Annotated in this window: 17 protein-coding genes; 6 read left to right on the forward strand and 11 right to left on the reverse strand. The window is 48.9% G+C overall.

Annotation, left to right across the window (positions count from 1 at the left end):
• Window positions 1-103 precede the first annotated feature (103 nt).
• Complete coding sequence (locus tag K0H60_RS00925) at window positions 104-955, reverse strand: LysR family transcriptional regulator (RefSeq protein ID WP_258405778.1); 852 nt, start codon at window positions 953-955, stop codon at window positions 104-106.
• Between the two features lie 134 nt (window positions 956-1089).
• On the opposite strand from K0H60_RS00925, the gene K0H60_RS00930 reads away from it, so the two are divergent.
• Together K0H60_RS00930 and K0H60_RS00935 are read left to right on the forward strand one after the other, a co-directional pair.
• Window positions 1090-1779, forward strand: a complete 690-nt coding sequence (locus K0H60_RS00930; protein WP_220056995.1) for an FMN-dependent NADH-azoreductase — start codon at window positions 1090-1092, stop codon at window positions 1777-1779.
• Window positions 1772-2110 carry a nucleoside deaminase gene (locus K0H60_RS00935; protein ID WP_258405779.1) on the forward strand — a complete coding sequence of 113 codons (339 nt, stop codon included), beginning with the start codon at window positions 1772-1774 and terminating at the stop codon, window positions 2108-2110. Before K0H60_RS00930 ends, K0H60_RS00935 begins: the two co-directional genes overlap by 8 nt.
• Window positions 2111-2112: 2 nt before the next feature.
• Here the strand turns inward: K0H60_RS00935 and K0H60_RS00940 are convergent, their stop codons facing one another.
• Window positions 2113-2616, reverse strand: coding sequence for a hypothetical protein (locus K0H60_RS00940; RefSeq protein ID WP_220056996.1), 504 nt, complete (start codon window positions 2614-2616; stop codon window positions 2113-2115).
• 288 nt (window positions 2617-2904) lie between these two features.
• A complete protein-coding gene (locus K0H60_RS00945; RefSeq protein ID WP_169548431.1) occupies window positions 2905-3681 on the reverse strand; it encodes a DUF4097 family beta strand repeat-containing protein in 777 nt (258 codons plus the stop codon).
• A gap of 268 nt (window positions 3682-3949) precedes the next feature.
• Here K0H60_RS00945 and K0H60_RS00950 point away from each other — a divergent pair, with 268 nt between their 5' ends.
• Window positions 3950-4717: a class I SAM-dependent methyltransferase gene (locus K0H60_RS00950; RefSeq protein WP_220056997.1), complete on the forward strand. Its 768-nt coding sequence runs from the start codon at window positions 3950-3952 to the stop codon at window positions 4715-4717.
• A 25-nt stretch (window positions 4718-4742) separates the two neighbouring features.
• Here K0H60_RS00950 and K0H60_RS00955 read toward each other — a convergent pair whose 3' ends face one another.
• The 3 genes from K0H60_RS00955 to K0H60_RS00965 form a co-directional block, all read right to left on the reverse strand.
• A complete protein-coding gene (locus tag K0H60_RS00955) occupies window positions 4743-6725 on the reverse strand; it encodes a M14 family metallopeptidase (protein WP_220056998.1) in 1983 nt (660 codons plus the stop codon).
• 131 nt (window positions 6726-6856) lie between these two features.
• Window positions 6857-7981, reverse strand: coding sequence for an FUSC family protein (locus K0H60_RS00960; protein WP_220056999.1), 1125 nt, complete (start codon window positions 7979-7981; stop codon window positions 6857-6859).
• A 263-nt stretch (window positions 7982-8244) separates the two neighbouring features.
• The gene (locus K0H60_RS00965; protein ID WP_220057000.1) at window positions 8245-9474 is read right to left on the reverse strand and encodes a dicarboxylate/amino acid:cation symporter; all 1230 of its coding nucleotides are present in this window, start codon (window positions 9472-9474) and stop codon (window positions 8245-8247) included.
• A 460-nt stretch (window positions 9475-9934) separates the two neighbouring features.
• Between K0H60_RS00965 and K0H60_RS00970 the strand changes: the two genes are divergently transcribed.
• Complete coding sequence (locus K0H60_RS00970) at window positions 9935-10291, forward strand: DUF7716 domain-containing protein (RefSeq protein WP_220057001.1); 357 nt, start codon at window positions 9935-9937, stop codon at window positions 10289-10291.
• 81 nt (window positions 10292-10372) lie between these two features.
• Here the strand turns inward: K0H60_RS00970 and K0H60_RS00975 are convergent, their stop codons facing one another.
• Window positions 10373-12106 carry a hypothetical protein gene (locus K0H60_RS00975; RefSeq protein ID WP_220057002.1) on the reverse strand — a complete coding sequence of 578 codons (1734 nt, stop codon included), beginning with the start codon at window positions 12104-12106 and terminating at the stop codon, window positions 10373-10375.
• Between the two features lie 406 nt (window positions 12107-12512).
• On the opposite strand from K0H60_RS00975, the gene K0H60_RS00980 reads away from it, so the two are divergent.
• Entirely contained in the window at window positions 12513-13976 is a 1464-nt protein-coding gene (locus K0H60_RS00980; RefSeq protein ID WP_220057003.1) for an OmpA family protein, read from the forward strand.
• Window positions 13977-14096: 120 nt separating this feature from the next.
• Here the strand turns inward: K0H60_RS00980 and K0H60_RS00985 are convergent, their stop codons facing one another.
• From K0H60_RS00985 to hslR, 4 genes are all read right to left on the reverse strand, one after another.
• Window positions 14097-15656, reverse strand: coding sequence for an AbgT family transporter (locus K0H60_RS00985; protein WP_220054378.1), 1560 nt, complete (start codon window positions 15654-15656; stop codon window positions 14097-14099).
• Window positions 15657-15996: 340 nt separating this feature from the next.
• Window positions 15997-17538 carry a phosphoenolpyruvate carboxykinase gene (locus K0H60_RS00990; RefSeq protein WP_220057004.1) on the reverse strand — a complete coding sequence of 514 codons (1542 nt, stop codon included), beginning with the start codon at window positions 17536-17538 and terminating at the stop codon, window positions 15997-15999.
• A gap of 200 nt (window positions 17539-17738) precedes the next feature.
• The gene (gene hslO / locus K0H60_RS00995) at window positions 17739-18599 is read right to left on the reverse strand and encodes an Hsp33 family molecular chaperone HslO (protein WP_220057005.1); all 861 of its coding nucleotides are present in this window, start codon (window positions 18597-18599) and stop codon (window positions 17739-17741) included.
• A 36-nt stretch (window positions 18600-18635) separates the two neighbouring features.
• Window positions 18636-19034 carry a ribosome-associated heat shock protein Hsp15 gene (gene hslR / locus K0H60_RS01000; RefSeq protein ID WP_220057006.1) on the reverse strand — a complete coding sequence of 133 codons (399 nt, stop codon included), beginning with the start codon at window positions 19032-19034 and terminating at the stop codon, window positions 18636-18638.
• Between the two features lie 251 nt (window positions 19035-19285).
• On the opposite strand from hslR, the gene gspC reads away from it, so the two are divergent.
• Complete coding sequence (gene gspC / locus K0H60_RS01005) at window positions 19286-20212, forward strand: type II secretion system protein GspC (RefSeq protein ID WP_220057007.1); 927 nt, start codon at window positions 19286-19288, stop codon at window positions 20210-20212.
• Window positions 20213-20235: the final 23 nt, after the last annotated feature.

Raw genomic sequence — 20235 nt, forward strand, 5'->3', positions numbered from 1 at the left:
CGATAGCCAGAAGCCATGATGCCGCCTATTAGCCCCTCGAACCATTACCGAAACTAAGTTCTTCCATGGAACTGAGCATCGGCAGTATCGACGCCGCTGCTCCTTATGTATTTAAGGTTGCTTGTAGCCAGTCAATAAAGTGTGCGTTATGCCGATTGCTTAGTAGGGCTTTATTGGGGATGTAATAGCAAAGCGCTGATTTTACAGCGTTAGGGTTAACGGCTTGCAATATCCCAGCCTGTACATATTGTTGGGTGAGCGTGGTAGAGCTAAATACCCAAGCTTGCCCTGCGAGCGCCTGCTGAATACCAAACAACTCCTGATCATAGTATTTGATATCCAATCCAGAGTCTTGCAAGCCTTGCTGTGACAACCAGTCCGTTAGCGGCGGTGGTGGTAAGTTATTATTTTTCCATCTTGTTGTGTATATGGTCAGAGGCTTAAGACCTGCTGGCAATGATGCAGCCGCTGGTGTGGCAAACATATTAAAGAACTCTGTTTTTAATACATCATCAGGATGTTGATGGCGCAGATCCCCAAAGCGCAGCGGTAGCGTAAAGGCATCATGCTGCATATCTTCGCCTGTCGCGACTTCAACTTGGGTTTGTGGGTGAGTCGCGTAAAACTGTTGTAGTGCGGGTATCAAGACCAACGCCGCAAGTGACGATGTGGTGGCGACCTTAATATGGCGTCCAGTACTCGCGATATCGTCCAAGGTTTGATTTATGGCCTGAAATCCTTGAGTGGTCACGGTTGATAAACGCTCGCCAGCTGGCGTTAAACTAATGCGTCTGGCCTGGCGTTGAAAGAGCGCGACATCCAAGCGCTGTTCTAGATTGCTGATATGGTGCGATATTGCGGTCGGTGATAGTGATAACTCTAGCGCTGCCAATTTAAAGCTGCCGAGTCTGGCTGCTGCTTCAAATGCTTTTAACGCTTGTAATGAAACCTGCATTGTCATCCGCCTTCGATAAGTATTAGCTGAAAATAGATGAGTTTGGCTCACCTGTAAATGCGTTTTAGTCGTTTGTCTGTCACTCGCTGAAAAATCACAATAACTGGGTATTTTCAGCTAAAGAGAGACTTAAGATGACACATATTCTTCATATAGATTCAAGCGTTAGAGCTGTGTTAAATGATAATCCAGCGCATAACTCTATTTCTAAACAATTGGCAGAACGATTTATTGCTAGCTTTAAAACTCACTGTGCTACAGCTGAGTATACTTACCGTGATGTCGGAATGAATCCACCAGATTTTATCAACCAACAGTGGATAGGTGCGGTGTTCACGCCGGAGGCTAAACGCTCTGCGGCGCAGCGGCAGCAATTGGCATTATCGGATCAATTGATTGCGGAGGTGTCTGCGGCCGATCTGATTGTGATTTCTGCACCTATGTACAATTACGGTATGCCTGCTCAGCTTAAAGCTTGGTTTGATCAGATTGTGAGGATTAACAAGACCTTCGATTTTGACTTAAACCGTGGGGATGCGCCTCTAGCCCCATTACTGTCAGGCAAAACCTTAGTGGTTTTGACGTCCTGTGGTGAGTTCGGCTTTGAGGCGGGTGGCGTAAACGAACGGCATGGGCATTTGGTGCCGCATCTACGTACCCTGAGTAAGTATTTGGGTGTTGAGCAGATTTTTGAAGTCGCCTCTGAATATCAAGAGTTTGCCGATAATCGACATCAGCAGTCGTTACAACAGGCTCTGGCAAAGTCCGCGGCCATGGGGTTGCAACTAGCACAACACTACGCAGAGGAAGCGACTGATGTGTAATCACTTTTTACCTGCGGTTAACCACACTTTGGCGTTGGCGCAAAAGGAAGTCGAAGGTGCTGGCCTGCCGTTTTCTGCTGTGATTGTGGATGAGTCTGGGCGGATTGTGGCTGAAGGGGTGAATCGGGTGCTGGCGCTGCATGATTGTACCGCCCATGCTGAAATCCAAGCGATCCGAATGGCGACGCAACAGCTGAAACAAGTCAGCTTGGAGGGCATGACATTAATCGCTTCTGGTGAACCTTGTGGATTTTGTTATATGGCGATAAAGCTGGCCAAAATCAGTCGAGTCATCGTCTTCAGCCATTTCGCCAAAGTTCAATTGGGTTAACCTCAATCGGTTTGTAGGTCAGTGGTATGGTTTGCGGCAGTATGACTTGCCGCATTCACTAAGGCTTTAAAACGAAGGTCGCTTTTGCACAAAGGCGCGAGTGCTTCAGCTTTATTGAGATACTCCAGCGTGGTGCGGATAGTGTCTTGATGATGACTAAACTCCCTAAAAATACGCTTCGCAATCAATAGATTCAGCTGCTGTTGGCTCAACGCAGTATTCTCATGCTGCATTTGTAAAATAGTCTCCTCTAGGGAAATAGGAGGTATTTCTCCTAGGCTAATGAGGAAGGTTTTGGCGACTGTTCTGGCGTGTGAGAAATAGTCCGAGTGCGCATCTAAGGCGTAAATATGCTCGAAAATGTGTTTAGCTAGGGCTGTATTACCATTGTGATAAAAGCTTTCGCCATCAAAACAAATATCCCCTAGTCCTTCCATTATTTCTCTTGGGTTATCCGAGCGGGAAAGCGATTCAATTTCTTGTTGGTATTCCGAAAACTGATCCATATTTTCGACCTTACAGGCAATGCTGCGTGACTTTGTGACTATCGAAGCGGGAAGGTGAATTATCTTAACAAATTCGCGGGGTTAAAGTCTGGTTATCGCAAATTTAAGTTTTATGGTCGCACCAAAAAAGATGCCACTACAAGGGGTTAGTGGCATAAAGTGCATAAGAATGTCCATGGAACGGTAACGCAAAGGGGTGGGTAGAAGACTGACATTTGGTTGGGTACTGCAACATCAGTCTCTACGCCGGGAAGTTGGTGGAGCGGTAATGCTGTTGGTCTAACGGGCTTAGTGTTTGCTTACTGGGCCATCGATTTTATCGAAGCTCACATCCCCTGAACCTGCCGAGAGAATGGTTAAGCCCTTAGTGTTCACCACGTTGATATCGCCTGAGCCATCGTTGATGGTGACTGTGTTTTGCACATTGGCGACGTTGATTTCGCCAGAGCCGTCATCGATGGTGATGCTGCCTTTAATATCATTGACTTGGATGCCGCCAGAGCCATCGACAATCGCGAGGTTGCCGTTCACTTGGCTGACTTCAATCGCGCCAGAACCATCGTCGATGCTGACATTATTGCCGCCATGGATAACCAGTTCGCCCGAGCCATCCTTGACCTTGATATCCGCGGTCATCTTGTTGATCAAAATCGCACCCGAACCATCGTCAATGTCCAGTGCTAATCCGGCAGGGACTTGTAACTTAAGGTCGATATAAGGCGAGTAATTGCTAAAGCTGCTATGGGATTCAAAGTCGGCCTTAAGCTGGGCTTTGTTAGCCTTTTTCTCAAGGGTGAGAATCACTTTGCTATCGTCATTGCTATAGATATCAGCGACTAACTTAATTTGGGTTAGGCCTTCGACGCCGATTATTTCAAGGCTGCCCGCACCCGTTTCGGCGACGAGTTCTTGTAAGTCTTGAGCATCTAGGCTGAGTTCACGTTGCTGGTGATCTAAATCCGGCATGCCAGCGGCGTTCACATTGATAATGCAGCCAGTGAGTGACACGCCAACGGTAAAGGCGGCGACAAATCCGAGGGTGAATATAAAAGGGCGTAGTGACATTTTCTTCTTCCTTGTTATCGACACTCGATAAGCTGCAGAGTGCGGAGTCTATGGCGATAATTGCTATGTCGAGAGATAGCACATCCTATGCCAACTTTTAAATTCCTTAATTATCAGTTAAATACTTCAAATGCGTCCGCTTGGCCGTAGGCGGACATGTCCGCTGAATGAGTGATTTTTCCCAAAGAGTGGTGAAATTACTCACTTATTCGGTTAGCGTGTGTCCATTCAGCCAACGTGGCTAACAGCATAACCAGAAAGGATTCACATGGATTACTTAACGACCAATAAAATCGCTTGGGATGCCCGCACTCGGGTGCACTTAACCTCTGATTTTTATGATGTTGAAGGCTTTTTGAATGGCAACACCTCCTTAACGGAAATCGAATTAAATGAGCTTGCGGTGGCGGGTAAGAGCCTACTGCATCTGCAATGTCACTTTGGTTTAGATACCCTGTCGTGGGCGCGAATGGGCGCAAAGGTGACTGGGGTCGATTTATCCGAGGTGGCGATTGCTGAGGCGCACAAGCTGGCGGAGCAGACGCAGTTGTCCGCCGAGTTTATCTGTAGCGATGTCTACAGCGTGGCGGGCAAGGTTGAGCCGCAAGATATTGTCTTTACCTCCTATGGCGCGATTGTGTGGCTGCCGGATTTAACGCTCTGGGCGCAGACCATTGCGGCGTGTTTAAAGCCCGGCGGACAGTTTTACATGGTCGAGTTTCATCCGGCGCAGCAGCTATTCGATGGGTATAGCTATTTTAATCGCGGTGAGCCAGATATAGAGCAGGAAGGGACCTATACCGAGAATGCCGGTGATGAGCAGCAAACCTTAATGTGCTGGTCGCATAGCTTGTCTGAGGTGATCAATGCCTTATTGCAGGCGGGCTTAGTGTTGGAGCTCTTTCACGAGTTTGCGTTTAGCCCCTATAACTGTTTCGCAGGGCTAGAGGCGCAAGCCGATGGCCGTTATGTGCTAAAACACCAAGGGCAACATGTGCCCTTGGTGTATAGCATCAGTGCGCGTAAGCCTGCTTAATCCTTGCTGTTTTTAACTGCGGGGATTAACGGCTACGGTAGACTGGATATTTAAGATATTGATTATCGTAGTAAGGGCTGCGCTCATAGAACCAGCGTAAGCGTGCCTCGGGATCGGCGGCAAACTCTGGGTTTTCCAGCGCTTTATTAAATGCGGCCTGCAGCTTTGGATCTTCCTTCAGCATCTTGGTGGCCAGCGGCTCTACGGCGTAGTCCTCAATGTATTCGGTACGGGTAAAGATAGGGTTGAAGAAGCCCCATTGCAGTAACGAGTCCGGTGATTGTGGCTCGAGCAGTAAAATCGCCAGATCGCCTAAGGGTTGATCTGTGCTGATTTTCACTGTGCCCGCGGGCAAGGTGGTGGTCAGTTTCGCCAGTGTCGAGTCGGCCTTCACAGTGAGTCGTCCCTCGAACGCCTTGGTATTAAACACCGGATTGCTCAAGCTGTATTGCTGCAATTTAAGCTCTGTTGGCTTGCTTAAACGTGTCATCCGAATGCCATGTAGATTTAAGCGGTCGATCACTTGTGTCCACTGGGCGGGAATATAGTAAGCACTCGGGCGAGTGACTTTTATATCGGGCACAGTTTCGGCAATCACAGGTAAATTCGGGTACAACTTAGGCTCGCCCGTCCAACGTACTACTTCGGTGCCGCTAATCGGACTCTGCTCTAACTTGTAATCTATGCCTTTAAAATCCCAACCTTTAGCCAGTGGTGCCGATTTCCACGTTAAGGTGATCAGTGGCGAGGCGCGGTATTTATCCTCTTGAATCGCACTCTTTAACTTGGTCGCTTGGTCGCCCACGGTTTTTAGGGTTTGCTCTAGCATCACATAGGTGCCAAGTACGCGCTGCTTAAAGGGTTTTAAGCTGTGGTTCTCAATCAAAATGGTGGGCAGATGGCGGGCATCACCATAACCATTAGAGAAACGTGGGCTAGGGTTCCACAGTGACATGCCTTTAGTGATATCGGTATTGTCGACGGCGAAAATCAGTGGACCTGGGATATGGCCCTGGGCGCTTAGCGCAGCTTCTACCGCTGGGCGGTAGCTATTTTCGAGCCAACGGAAACTGGCGGGACTCAAACCTTGGGCGAGATTGTAGCCGAAGGTGATGTCGTACTGGTAATCGATACCGTCGGTGACATGCACATCGATATACAGATCCGGTTGCCACACATTAATCGCCCGCAGCATATGCTGCATTTCTAAGGTGTCGGCCTTGGCGTAGTCGCGGTTAAGGTTGAGGTTATTGGCATTGGTGCGCCAACCCATATTGACTGGGCCACGTTGATTAACACGATTAAATTCGCCGCTGCGCTCATGGGCATCGACGCTAAACATAGGCACAAACAGCAAGTTAGCCTTTTCGAGCAGGTCGCTTTTATCACCTTTGACTATATCCCGCAGCAGCATCATGCCGGCGTCTTTACCGTCGATTTCGCCCGCGTGGATCCCCGCCTGCACCAGAATCGTCGGCTTAGTGTTTTGCTTAAGGCGCGCCGATTCGTTAATGCCTTCACTGCTGGCGACATACATCCAAATGTCGCGCCCTTGAGGGCTCTTGCCTAGGCTGACTTTCTGCAATTTGGTGGTTTCGGCCGCTAATCGGTCGAGCCAAGTGATGGTGTCGTCATAGCTTGGGCTTTCGGTGCCGTTGCTTTGCTCGAAGGGCGTCGCCCATTCGTTATCGGCGCTAAGTAACAACGACTCACTGGCACCGTGCCACGTGATGCTCGGCGGGAGAATGGCATCATTCACAAAGGTATTGGCGCGAGCCGGTGTCGCTATCACTGCGGCTTCGGGAGCCGCTTCTGTTGCGGGCAAAGCGCTGCTTTCGGCACTGGTGTCAACCGTGTCAGTTTTAGCGGCCTCAGCGTTTGCAGCTCCAGTAGTCGTCACTTCAGGCTGCGCGACTTCGGTAGTCGCGGCAACGGCTAACTGGGTGGTGAATAGTGAACCCGCCGATAAGCAGGCAATGGCGATAACGGAAGGGGAAAACAAGCGCATGAAAACAGTCCACACATCGAATTTTTATTAGGGCGGTATCTTTTCATTAAGCCCCTGCGAGTGCAAGGGCTGCCAAGGGTTTATCTTGATCTGACTGAGTGATTTTCGCTTCCATTCCCCGTGGTAACAGCCTATGAAGGCTTGTCGGTTTTATGTAACACGGTTTGTCCGCTATAGGCGATTTCGATAATCTCGATATCGGCGTAGAGGGCTTCGACGGCGATGGCGAGTTGATAGATAAGCCAGCCGTATCCCGTGAGGGCAAATCCCTGCGCTACCTCGTTTGCCACAGAGGTTGAGGTGTGGTCTGGCGCGGGTGTTGCCAAGCTAAGTTGTAATCTGTGTTGCAACTCCTGCTCTAATGCATTTGGTAGTGTGGGCAATGTGGCTGTTTTGCCTGCAACAAATTCGCCAAGGCGTTGCAGATAAGCTGTAAGCTCGGCGGCGACTTTGTTGATTTGGTGATATGCCTCTTTGTCGGCCTCCTGCCAGCGACTCAAAGGTAATAACTCGAGTAGGGTGATCAACCTAACCTGTTTATTAACTAATTCCGCCAGCAGCACTTTATGTTTTTTCAGGGTTTGGCTTTCCCACTCGAGGGAGAAAAACAGTTTCTTCTGGGTTAATACCGCCTTCATGGCCGCTTCGAGTTCGGCGCGAAAATCTAAATCATGGTTGGCGGGGGCCTGTAGATGTTGGGTCAGCACTTTGGCCATATTGTCGATGGCATTAGTGAGCTGGCTGCGCCAGTCCTGTTTGGCCTTAATCGGGAAGATAAACAGCGACACCAGAATGGCGATAACACAACCGAGCAGAATATTTGCCGTGCGCCAGAGCGCCTCTGAGGTGTCGTGGTTCGCATCGCCCACTACGATAATAATGGTGAATCCCGCCACCAGATAGGCATAGCTGTAGCGTCCCGCCGAGATAAAACAGATCAGTGTGACCCCTAAGATCAGCAGCCCCATAATCAGCCAATAACTGTCGATGGTGGCCACTAACATCACGCCATAAGCCGAACCTAAACAAGTGCCTACCGCCCGTTGCAGGGACTTTTCAATCGCGCCGCCCACCTGCGGCAGACTCATCATAATGATCACTATGGTCACCATGCTCCAAATAAAATGCGGCGGCGACCAAATGGCGTTAATGGTGACGGCAATCAGTAGGGCGAGGCCGAGTTTAAGGGCGTGAATGGCACGGAAATGACGATAGATAAAGTCGGCAAAAGGGCTTGCAGGGGCAAATACGGACATAGTGCAACACTCCTTTGGACTGATGGTAGCCAAGCCATTATCGCAGAAAGACATTGTGCTCGTGTGGCTTGGCGGATAAAGAAATACAAATTGCGAGGCGGCGCCGTTTGAGCTTAGCCCAAGGCGTCGCCAAGATCACATTAATCTGCATTAAGTGATACAAAATCAGTGGGATAAGATGCGGTATCTCGAAGTTTAAACCATAAAAAAGGCTTGAATAAGCAAGCCTATTCAAGCCTTGGTATATCAATGTATTCGCACAGTTAGTTCGAGCTTGGCTCTGCGGTGTACTTATCCATAATCACGGCGCAGGCGGCATCACCTGTGATGTTGAGCGCGGTGCGGATCATGTCAAACACCCGGTCGAGGGCGAATAACAATGGTAAACCGTCAATGGGAATACCGGCGGCCAGTAGCACAGCGACCACTAAAAATGATGGACCAGGCACACCCGCTTGGCCAATGGCGCCTAAGGTTGAGGTAAAGATAATCGCGGCATAGGCGGTCATCGACAGATCGACGTTGTACATTTGCGCGAAGAACATGGCGACTAAACCATAGTAAATCGCGTTGCCGCTCATATTGATGGTGGCGCCTAAAGGCAGCACAAAGGCGGTGGTGGCCTTAGAAACCTTAAGATTTTCTTCGCAGGTTTCCATATTCACCGGCAGCGTTGCCATGGATGAAGCCGTCGACAGTGCCATCACCTGAGGTTTTTTCATCGCCGAAATAAATTGGCGTGCCGATACCCTAGAAAACAGCTGCACCACTAAGGGGAAGAACACAAAACCGTAGATCAGAATCGCGGCCACAAACACGGCAAACAACTTAAACACTACTTCTAAGGCATCGAAACCGAAGGTGCCGACGGAATCGGCCATCAAGCCAAACACCCCAATGGGCGCAATCACCATCACACAGTTAATCATCCACACAAAGGCGTCGACGACGGTATTTAACGCTGCCATGATGGGCTTAGCGCCATCGCCTTTGACCTTGGTCAGTGCGATACCGAAAAATATACTAAACACCAGAATTTGAAGGATATTCCCGCCAGTCAGCGATTCGAACACGTTGGTTGGGATCATGCCAATAAAGGTATCCATTACCCCAGGCAGTGCGCCATGTTCGGCGGTGACTTCCATCAGGCCGCTACTACTATGGGCGGTAAAGTCGACACCCGCGCCGGGGGTAAACATATTGCCCATGACTAATGCTAAGGCAACGGCAATCCCCGAGGTGACAATAAAGAAACCGAAGGTGCCGACACCAATCTTACCCGCCGAGGGGCTATCGCCTAGGCTGGCGGCGCCGCTGATGATAGACACCAGCACCAGTGGGATCACTAGCATTTTGACTAAATGGATAAAAATGGTGCCCAGTGGGGCGAAGATGCTCGCACTTTCGCCCATGGTAAAACCAACCAGTGCGCCAATAATCATGGCAATAACCACTTGCACACCAATGTTGCCTAATAAACTCTTGCTCTTCATTCTTGCGAAACTCCCCAGTTACCGCGGCATTTTGTGTCTTAAGACTAGTTATCTATTTACTGGCTTGCCCTCGTTTTTGGCGTAAAAGCTCAGCCCTGACACGTTTTTTGGGCGCTTAAGGTACCACAGTTGGCGTAACGGGTTTTGTGAAACATCACCAAGCTTGGTTTGAAAATAACCAAAACCTAAATAACACCATGCCTAAATGGATAATGTTTAAAAATACATATCGTAAAGTGATGTTTGTTTAATTTTGGTTTGGGTTTTGTCCATCGAATTGATGAATTGTGATTTTGGCTTTGATGGACGCAGATATCCTCTCGTATTCTTGGGGCGGGTTGAGTCGCGAGAATTCCCATCAGTTACTTGTATGCATCTTGGGAGTGGTGAATAACCTCTATGACCATGCAACTCTTTGACTCACTCGGTTTTACTATGACAACGCCATTTCGAGGACATTATGAAAATCACTTCATTCTTTGGTCAGCCTGAGTCGCTACAGCGCTGGATAAGAAAGTGCATCGAACAACCGGGATTAAGTTATTGGCTGGTTTATCAAGATCTTGATGACGGTGAATCCCTACAGCTGACCACGTTATTATTCCCGGTAGTGGCCGATATGAGGGATCTCTCGGATGACGAAATTGATGCCTTTGAGGATGGCTTAGGCCACAGTGACTATGGTTACCTGCTAAACACGGATCAAATAGAGGATGTGATTGATAATCTTAAGCAGCAAAAAGCGCTGCCGAGTGAACAGGAACTGCTTGAAGCGATTATCTTTTACTATGAGCGAGATGCGTTTATCTGCCTCTAATGGACTCTTTACGGTGCATCGCGACTTAAGTTGAGATAAGCGCCCCGAGGAATCAACTCAGGGGCGCGGAGGGAGTAAGGTTTATTTTGCTAGCGACTTAAAGTGGTTGTACAGGGTATTGCTGAAGCTTTGGTCGTAGGTAAAGCGATATAACTGTTTATTGTCAGTCGTATCAAATGCCGTGTTTAGCTCAACTTCAGTCAGCAAGTTTGAGGTCACAAGGTAGTAGCGAGGTTGCACCATCTGGCTCGCAATCGGATCCTCCACAATTTCAGTGATAGTTAGCAGCTTGCCGCCGTTCGGGCTGGTGCTAATGCTCCATTCATGTTGGCTTTCAGGCTGACCGAAGCTATCGAGAATGATGAATTTATTCGTTGAGTCCTCAACGTAACTCTCGGGGTAAGCGAAGGGCCACAATAGCTCCACGATCACGCTAGAGGAAAGCTCGCTCGCGGTTTCAACGCCCGTTTCATAGGTGATGGGATCTTCTGCGCGGCATAGCACATCAGCCGTTTGCTTAATGTCCATGCGATATATTTGTGAAGGCCAACTGAGTGACGCCAGTTTAAGGTCGCTCGGGAGGTTTGCCAGCAAATCCTGCCAGTCAGCGGCCGTGTTTTGATACTTATGGAAATTCATTTCGACAGGGACTTCAGTGCCGGCATAAACGGTTTTTAGTTGATTGCCTTCAATTACAGGTTCTTTAAGGACATACCCTTGGTCGTTACGCGAGGCATTGATCCATTTTTTCATCGGCTCATTCCAGCATTCGGTAGGGACCTCCTCTCCAGACGAGTTGTCGAAGATCATCACAGCGTCACCTGAAAATACCCCAGTAAGAGTTTGGTCAGCAGTACCATAATCTAAGCTGACAAAGTGGCTGTTGCGAACGGTGGCGATGTTGAGCACATGAGATGCGTCGGTATGATTGAGCATGCTGCTAAACACTGTATCCCAGTCAGTGCTGTTCATCGCCTTACCATCAACTGGCGCTTCCATATAACCGAAGGACACTAAGGTGCTCTCCACCTTATTAGTGACGGCAACGGGATTGGTTTGCAGATAAGCCTCTGTGCCAAAGCCATACCCTAGGATTAAATTCTCGAAGGCTTCAAATGCGGCGATTAACACTTCGATAGCCGCTAAAATTTCCACTGTGCGCTCATTGGTGAGGTTCAGCAGATAATCGTGTAACAGCAGGGTGTCGAGAAATGTTGGTTGCAGGGTGATTTCGGGCGAAAGACTAAATAAATCAGTTTCGACTTGTTTAAATCCAGTGGCGTATAATTTTTTGAGTTTGGCGCGGAACTCAATCACTTGCTGTGGCGTTAAGTCGGATTCAATCAGCTTGCGATAGCGTGAAAACTCAATATTGGTCAGCGCGTTGATATGACCCGCATGATCGGGCAGGGCAACGATATTCATACCGCCTGCGGTGGCGTTTGTGTGAGCTGCGGCGGTGCTAACCGCCAATGCTGAGCGTGCCGATGAAGGCGCGTTATCAATCCAATTAGCCAGCAGGTAATAGTTAGGTTTTTCGGTCGCGCTTTTCCAATCGATTTGATACTTACCGTCAGTGTCCGTAGTGGTACTCGGTTCACCCTCTGAGCAGCTTAAGTCTTGGTTGAGATCCACGCACACGTTGGCCCCGGCGATAGCGCCGATATAAGTGACCTGACCTGTGACTTTATGGGCGTATTCTGTGGGTGGCGTCGGCTCTGGCGTCGTGGTGGTGTCATCTTTATCGTCGGAGCCAGAACAAGCCGTCAGCAAACTGGTGGCGATCAGCAAAGAGAGCAGTTTAGGTTTAAACATCTTGTGTCCTTACATCAATTCGGCAATTTCCATTGCACTGAGTTAGCGCGGAGTCATCTGATAACGTCGAGTATTCAACGTGTTGCAGTGTTATTTGTGGCCAAGCCAAATAGCATGAGCCTAGGTGACTAAGAAGGGAGTGAGTATCGGTCTGAGTGGATAAAAATCGACGCCGCTTGTGATAAAACATGCGGCTTGATGTGAAATCCCTTTCACGACAACGTTTGGCATCCTTCCGGTCAAAATGCGGCTGTTTTTAAATCAGTCTGCATTTTCGACAGCTATTTTTGCCTGTACAACCCATCGCCTCAATCACGCTAAAGTATTAACTTGTTTAATATTTGTTATTGCACAATCTGTTTAGTGTTACTTTTCGCAGCAGTATTTCTATGGAGGGTAAATATTGATGCGTGTTTCTAAGCGGAGTTATTTAGCGGGGTTATTGGCTATGTCGACGAGCCTATTGCCATTGTCATTAATGGCGGCGGATGAGGGATTATTTACGCCTTTTCCTACTGCGAAATTAAAGGATGAATTGACGCGCCATTATGCAGAATATCCCTTTATTATCAGCGCGGGTGAACAAAGATCTGACTATCGTTTTAAGCCTATCTTCGGTCAGGTCCATCAGCAAAAATACAAATTAGCGCCCGAATACAGCCCTGTGCATATTCTCGATAATTACCGTGAGCAGATTAAAAAGCTTGGTGGCGAAGTCCTATTCGAGTGTCTGCTTGAGGCCTGTGGTGATTCTCGCCTATTGCGAGAAAAAATTGCCCTGTTGGATGGCGTTATTGGTGTTGAAAGTGGTTACTTGTTTGCTCGAGTGAAGAATGAGCAAAAAGAGTTTTATACCGCCATACAAGCGGCAGTTATGAATGATTCTGCGGGTCTTCATATTACGACGCTCGAGGTGATCCCAGAGCCGTTAGATTTAGTCACGGTTAATGCCGCATTTTTACAGCAGGCGCCTAAGCAAATCGAGTTTAAAGACAATCAAAAGAAGGATACGAATGGCGCCGAGGATCATCCGCTTATCAGCCGCTTAAAGGGAAGCTATATCCAGGACTTTAAACGCCAAGGCTTTGCGAGCACAGTATTTGTGTCTTCAATGGATGCAAGCAATAAGCCTGTGCTGGTGGAGCGTGCGGGTAAGTTGACTCAAAATGGCTATTCAATACCAAAGGAATATTCGGGTTACGAGGTGTTCACTAACTACAAAGTAGCTTTGACTAAACTCGGATTCGAGTCGCAATTTGAGTGTCAGGGAAAGGCCTGTGGTAGGGAGGATAGGTTTATCAGAGCTATCGATTCTCTAGTGAATATCGGTAATGAAGACAGTCAGTTTTATGCTTGGTATACCTTAACGCGCCCCGAGGGGAATGTGCATGTGAGCACTTATACCATAGGTTATATCGGCGGGTTATGGACCGATTTGCGGGTGTTAGAGGAGACTGAGCTTAAGGATGACCGCGTGGGGATCAATCTTGAGGCGCTGACCGACCAAATCGAAGCTAAGGGGCATGTTGCCTTAGAAGGGTTGTTATTCGAGTACGATAGCGACAAGTTATTGCCCGAGGCGCAGCCCGTTGTCGAGGTGCTTGCCAGTTACTTAAAGGCAAACCCTAAGCGTGCCTTTTATGTGGTGGGTCATACCGATGACAAAGGTAATCAAGCCTATAACCAAGGTCTATCCCAGCGCCGCGCAGTGGCGATAGTGAAGTTATTGACCACGAGTCATGGTATTCAAACTCAACAATTGGAAGCCGTAGGGATTGGTGAGCATGCCCCCGTTGCAAGCAACAGTGATGAGGCGGGGCAGCAGCAGAATCGCCGTGTCGAGTTAGTATTGAGATCGGATACTAAATAAGCCCAATCGTTTGATTCAATAGATATAAAAATGGCGTCAGCTCTTATCGAGTTGGCGCCATTTTTGTTTATCTGTGATAGCTCAGCCGACGCTCTCAGCCAAGCGATATTTATACTAAGGCTAAGATAGTGCGGGGAAGGTCAGCGAGCTGCCAATTCCTAATGGCAGACCTAGGGCCCAGTAAGCCAATAAGAAACCGCTCCAAAGCAGGAGAAAACTGATTGAAAACGGCAACATCAGTGCCACTAGAGTGCCAATGCCTGATTCCTTAACGTATTTTTGGCAAAACACCACAATCAACGGAAAATAAGGCATCAGCGGAGTGATGATATTGGTCGACGAGTCGCCCACGCGGTAAGCGGCTTGGGTCAGATCGGGCGATACGCCTAGTTCCATTAACATGGGTACCATGATGGCTCCAATCAAAGCCCATTTGGCCGACGCAGAGCCGACTAATAGATTGACGAACGCCGTGAGAAACACTATCCCCACCAAAGTCACGCCCATAGGAAGGGCCAATTCTTTCAACGCCAACGCGCCTTTAATCGCCATTAATGCGCCTAAATTGGATTGACCGAAGGCGTAAATAAACTGGGCGCAGAAGAAGGCCATGACGATGTAATAACCCATGCCGCTCATGGACTTACTCATGCCTTGAATAATGGCCCTGTGGTTATTCGCCGTGCCCGCAACATAGCCATAGACTATGCCTGGCACGAGGAAGAACACAAAAATAATCGCCACAATGGAGCGCATTAAGGGAGCCGAGGCACTGGTTAGCGCGCCATCGGTACCACGCCAGGCAGAGTTGTCACCATAGGCGGTAAACACTAGCCCTAAGGCACATAACAACATGGCGCCCATGGCGAATTTGAGACCTCGGCGCTCATGGGGCGCCAGCTCATCAAGCGTTGGGAGTGTGCTGGGATCGCCATTCACCGCGGTGTTTTTTAGGCGCGGCTCAATTACTTTATCCGTTAAGAACCAACCAACTAAGATGATTAACACGGCTGAGGCCGACGTAAAGAAGATATTATTCAGTGGGTTAATCGTTAATGTGGCGGCTGCGGGATCGGCGGATAATCTTGCCGCTGCTTGAGTTAAGCCCGCTAACATAGGATCAAGGCTCGAAGGCACGCCCACGGTCGCAGAAAAACCGCCGGATACGCCCGCGAAAGCGGCGGCAATACCGGCTAGGGGATGGCGACCCGCGGCATAGAAGATCACCGCGCCGAGCGGGATAACCAGTACATAACCCGCATCTACCGCGACATGGCTCAGGATACCCACGGCGATCAATACCGGAGTGAGTAACATCTTGGGGGTAACAGATAAAATTGAGCGCAGCCCAGCATTAATAAAGCCAGTATGCTCAGCCACGCCAAGACCTAGCATAGCAACCAGCACGACACCCAGCGGCGGGAAAGTCACAAAGGTGGAGACTATCGTCGAGGTAAACGCAGTCAGTGCGCCGCCTTCGAGCATATTCACGACTTGAATGGGGTTGCCAGTACGAGGGTCGATTTCATCAAAACTGACACCCGATAATCCCCAAGAGATCAGCCAGACTAAGCCCAGAAACATCGCAAATAACACCGCCGGATCGGGCAGTTTATTGCCGACGACTTCGACGCCATTGAGAAATCGCTGGAATCCAGTGACAGGTTTATGGTTTTCCATTTGGGTGTCGCTTCCTAAATAATGATGGTTGTTATCGATGATTATAAAAACGCAGCATTAATTTAAGCTTGGTTTAACTAATCGATAAGAAATAAAACACAAAAAAATCTATCGCAGTGACTTTAGTGCGTTTAAGGCTTTCGACAGAGCGCCACTATGCCTTCAAGCCTTCGCCTTGTCTAAAGCCCGTTTAACTCCCGCTGAATGAACAGATATTTAATACGATTGGTATTAGTCATAAAATCCATAGGCAAATAAAAAGCGCGGGTTCATCGCTGAACCCGCGCTTTTTTTACTCAACAATGTGTTTGATTACATTATCTAAATGAATTCGCTGCGCTTATGCCTTTGGGCCTGCGTTACGGATGGCATCAGACACTTGGTACTTAGCGAAGTTCTTAGTGAAGGCTTCGGCCAGTTTTTGGGCGTATTCGGCGTACAGTGCCTTATCGCTCCAAGTGTTCACTGGGTTGAGTAGGTTAGTGTCTACACCCGATACCGCCACAGGTACGGCCAGATTCAGTGTGTCTAAGTGTACGGTTTCGACGTTTTTCAGTTCACCGCTGACAATCGCATCGACAATGGCGCGCGTCGTTGGGATGTCGAAACGTTTACCAATGCCGTGTGGGCCACCAGTCCAGCCTGTGTTCACTAAGTACACTTGGCTACCGAATGACTCGATACGCTTCATCAGCAGCTCGGCATACACGCCCGCAGGACGTGGGAAGAAAGGTGCGCCGAAGCAGGTAGAGAAGGTGGACTGAATCGCCGAAGTTGAACCGATTTCAGTCGAACCGACTTTAGCTGTGTAACCCGAGAGGAAGTGGTAAGCCGCTTGCTCTTTGCTCAGGATAGAAACCGGTGGTAATACGCCAGACACGTCGCAGGTTAAGAACACCACTGCGTGTGGCTCGGCGCCACGGTTGTCTTCTTTACGCTGAGCGATATGCTCGAGTGGGTAAGCCGCACGGGTGTTTTCCGTCAGGCTGCTGTCTTTGTAGTTAGGCACGCGGTGCTCGTCCATTACCACGTTTTCCAGCACAGTACCGAAACGAATCGCATCCCAAATCACTGGCTCGTTCTTTTGGCTTAGGTCGATACACTTGGCGTAGCAGCCGCCTTCGATGTTGAATACGCCGCCCGGTGCCCAGCCGTGCTCATCGTCACCGATCAGGAAGCGTTTTGGATCCGCAGACAGGGTGGTTTTACCCGTGCCTGACAGACCGAAGAATAGGGTAGTGTCGCCGTCTTTACCTACGTTAGCCGAGCAGTGCATTGGCAATACGCCTTGAGCTGGCAGCAGGAAGTTTTGTACAGAGAACATCGACTTCTTCATTTCGCCAGCGTATTTCAGGCCCGCTAGCAACACTTTGCGCTCGGCAAAGTTTAAGATCACCGCCGCATCTGAATTGGTGCCATCACGCTCAGGAACACAGACGAAGTCTGGCGCGTTGATGATTTGCCATACAGGCTTGTCTTGACGGTTAAATTCTTCTGGGATGATAAAAAGGTTGCGGGCGAACAGTTGGTGCCAAGCGTATTGAGTCGTCACGCGCACTGGCTGGTAATGTTCTGGATCTGCACCGACTTCGAGGTCAGATACAAACAACTCTTTATCGGCGAGGAATGCTTCTACGCGCGCCCATAATCCTTCAAAAGCACCGGGTTCAAATGCTTGGTTGACGGGGCCCCATTCGATGTCAGCCGCTGAACTGTCTTCTTTTACGATAAAACGATCGCCAGGAGAGCGACCTGTGCGGGTACCGGTTTTAGCGACCAGTGCGCCGTTTGCAGTCAATTCACCTTCGCCGCGTAGCAGGGCAAATTCGACCAGTTGTGCTGTTGAGGGGTTGTAGTGAACGCGGTTTAATCCATCCGCCATAGTGAGGTCTCCATTGACTTGTATTTGTAAGGTTATTTTTTTATCGATCGTCTGCCGATTTGTTTTTATTTATCGCCCGAGGCGTGCTAGGGGACAAAGTGTGCCGATTGTATCCTATCCGCGGGTAAAGTGTGAGCTGGATCATTGAGGCGGTACAAAAAAGGGCACCCTAAGGTGCCCTTTTAACAGTCAATTTTGACTTACTGCTGGGTATTTGAAGCTGTGCCGTTGGCATAAATAGCTGCGATATCAATACCATCGAATACGTATTTGGCATTGCAGTACTCACAACCCATTTCGACCTTACCGTCTTCGGCCAGAATGGCTTCGACTTCGGCTTGATCAATGGTTTTGATCGCAGCTGTGCTGCGCTCACGTGAGCAAGTGCATTTAAAGCTGACTTCGATAGGATCGAACAAACGCACTTCTTCTTGGTGATATAAGCGGTGCAATACGTCCTGCGCATCTAAGGTGAATAACTCTTCTGCCTTGATGGTCGCAGTCAGCTGACACAAATGCTCGAAGTCGGCATTGTGGCCTTCTTGGCTTGGCAATACTTGCAAGAACATACCCGCAGCTTGCTTACCGTCGGCAAATAACCAGAGTGCAGTAGGTAATTGCTCTGATTGGTTAAAGTAGTCTTCGACACAGGCGGCTAAGGTTGGTTTGTCTAGGGCGACCACGCCTTGGTAACGCTCGCCTTCATCCGGCGTCAGGGTGATAACCATATAACCTTGGCCAAACAGATCGGCAAGGCTAGCATCGTCGGCTAACTCGCCTTCCCAGCGGGCAATACCGCGTAATTGCTGCTGGTTATTGCCATTAATCACCGCCAGTGATACTGGGCCGTTGCCCTGCAACTGCACGCTGATATCGCCACTGAATTTTAAGGTGGCAGTTAACAGAGACGTCGCCGCCAGCAATTCACCCAGCAGGATTTGCAACACGGGTGGGTAAGCGTGTGAGCCAATCACCTGTTGATAGCTGTCTTGTAACTGTACGAGTTCACCACGCACATCGGCATTGTCGAACAAGTAGCGGTTTAAAATATCTTGTATCATCTTGTATCTCACTGTTAGGTAACTTTTACGTAATTCTTAGCATTCTTTAAAACGGATAAGTTGGCGTCGTTGCTTTTTATCCGGTTTGTGGTCGGGCGCAGGATTATTGAGAATATTCAATCGTCTTGCTTCGGCGTTTACCGCACGCTTGGCTATACTGGCGGCCGTTTCTTCGTACAATTCCTGCGCAATCGATGCACTTTGGCGCATTTCAGATAATTTTTTTATGACGATCTCTTTATCGTCATATCCCTGTCGTATCTTAAGGACGGCACCTATCTCGGCATTCTTACTAGATTTGGTGCGAGCACCGTTGTAATGTACTTTGCCGCCGTTGATCATTTCTTTGGCAATGGCACGGGTTTTATAAAAACGTGCGGCCCATAACCACTTATCGAGTCGAACGGTGCCACTGTCGCTTACACTTTGCGTCATAGTGTCTCCAAGATAAAAGATCGATGAGTTCACATGCTGAACAATAAAATGCCTAAGCCGCATTGCTATTATGTTAAAGGGTGGTGCGCTTCACACCCTTTTGAGGCGGGCAAAGTTAGCATAAATGGCGAATTTTCGCCAATTGCAATACTGTTATGGGGTTGTTGCCAAATGCGGCCTAGGTTAGCATGTGGCGAACATTCTAATTTTTATAATCAGAACAGAGACCTGTATTGAGGGTCCACATAAATATGGATTTATTAGATAAAGTTATCGCTAAAGCTGCAGGTATCCCGCATAAGCCATTGAGTCAGGTTGTTTTCTGGTTTGGTTTTATTCTGTGTTTACTCTTAGCCGCGCAAATTACATGGAAACTCGTACCTAGCACTGCATCCCCAACGGCTTGGTCTCCTACGGCTGTCACCACGATAGGTAAAGGGGCTGGGCAAGTTGATCTGGCGGGATTACAGCAGCTTGCACTGTTTGGCAGAGCCGATGCCAAAACCGATAAACCGAAAGTGGAAGTGGTTGAGACTGTGACCGATGCGCCTAAGACGTCCCTCTCGATTCAATTAACGGGTGTGGTGGCCTCGACCGCCGATCAAAAAGGCCTCGCGATTATCGAGTCCAGCGGTAGTCAAGAAACCTACAGCCTAGGCGATAAGATCAAAGGCACTTCGGCTTCGTTAAAAGAAGTCTACGCCGACCGGATTATCATCACCAACGCGGGCCGTTACGAGACCCTGATGCTCGATGGTCTGGTTTACACCAGCCAAAGCCCGGCGAATCAGCAATTACAAAAGGCTAAGAGTGAAAAAGCCGAGGTGGTTAGCCGCGTGGATCAGCGCAAAAATGCTGAAATTTCCCAAGAGCTGGCAGAATCCCGCAGCGAACTCTTAGCCGATCCCAGCAAAATTACCGATTACATCGCGATCTCTCCCGTCAGACAGGGCGAAAGCGTCGTGGGTTACCGTCTAAACCCGGGTAAAGATGTGAACCTTTTTAAGCAAGCGGGCTTTAAACCCAATGACCTTGCGAAATCGATTAATGGATACGACCTGACTGTGATGAGTCAGGCGTTAGAAATGATGAGCCAATTGCCTGAGTTAACTGAAGTTTCCATTATGGTGGAACGGGAAGGACAATTGGTTGAAATCATGTTTAGTTTGCCGCAATAACACGCGTTAGAGGAAAGTAAAAT

It is taken from the genome of Shewanella mangrovisoli (assembly GCF_019457635.1).
Taxonomy (GTDB): domain Bacteria; phylum Pseudomonadota; class Gammaproteobacteria; order Enterobacterales; family Shewanellaceae; genus Shewanella; species Shewanella mangrovisoli.

Coding starts and splice junctions, on each gene's coding strand:
- K0H60_RS00925 (WP_258405778.1), bottom strand. CDS start 955: ATGCAGGTTTCATTACAAGCGTTAAAAGCATTTGAAGCAGCAGCCAGA.
- K0H60_RS00930 (WP_220056995.1), top strand. CDS start 1,090: ATGACACATATTCTTCATATAGATTCAAGCGTTAGAGCTGTGTTAAAT.
- K0H60_RS00935 (WP_258405779.1), top strand. CDS start 1,772: ATGTGTAATCACTTTTTACCTGCGGTTAACCACACTTTGGCGTTGGCG.
- K0H60_RS00940 (WP_220056996.1), bottom strand. CDS start 2,616: ATGGATCAGTTTTCGGAATACCAACAAGAAATTGAATCGCTTTCCCGC.
- K0H60_RS00945 (WP_169548431.1), bottom strand. CDS start 3,681: ATGTCACTACGCCCTTTTATATTCACCCTCGGATTTGTCGCCGCCTTT.
- K0H60_RS00950 (WP_220056997.1), top strand. CDS start 3,950: ATGGATTACTTAACGACCAATAAAATCGCTTGGGATGCCCGCACTCGG.
- K0H60_RS00955 (WP_220056998.1), bottom strand. CDS start 6,725: ATGCGCTTGTTTTCCCCTTCCGTTATCGCCATTGCCTGCTTATCGGCG.
- K0H60_RS00960 (WP_220056999.1), bottom strand. CDS start 7,981: ATGTCCGTATTTGCCCCTGCAAGCCCTTTTGCCGACTTTATCTATCGT.
- K0H60_RS00965 (WP_220057000.1), bottom strand. CDS start 9,474: ATGAAGAGCAAGAGTTTATTAGGCAACATTGGTGTGCAAGTGGTTATT.
- K0H60_RS00970 (WP_220057001.1), top strand. CDS start 9,935: ATGAAAATCACTTCATTCTTTGGTCAGCCTGAGTCGCTACAGCGCTGG.
- K0H60_RS00975 (WP_220057002.1), bottom strand. CDS start 12,106: ATGTTTAAACCTAAACTGCTCTCTTTGCTGATCGCCACCAGTTTGCTG.
- K0H60_RS00980 (WP_220057003.1), top strand. CDS start 12,513: ATGCGTGTTTCTAAGCGGAGTTATTTAGCGGGGTTATTGGCTATGTCG.
- K0H60_RS00985 (WP_220054378.1), bottom strand. CDS start 15,656: ATGGAAAACCATAAACCTGTCACTGGATTCCAGCGATTTCTCAATGGC.
- K0H60_RS00990 (WP_220057004.1), bottom strand. CDS start 17,538: ATGGCGGATGGATTAAACCGCGTTCACTACAACCCCTCAACAGCACAA.
- hslO (WP_220057005.1), bottom strand. CDS start 18,599: ATGATACAAGATATTTTAAACCGCTACTTGTTCGACAATGCCGATGTG.
- hslR (WP_220057006.1), bottom strand. CDS start 19,034: ATGACGCAAAGTGTAAGCGACAGTGGCACCGTTCGACTCGATAAGTGG.
- gspC (WP_220057007.1), top strand. CDS start 19,286: ATGGATTTATTAGATAAAGTTATCGCTAAAGCTGCAGGTATCCCGCAT.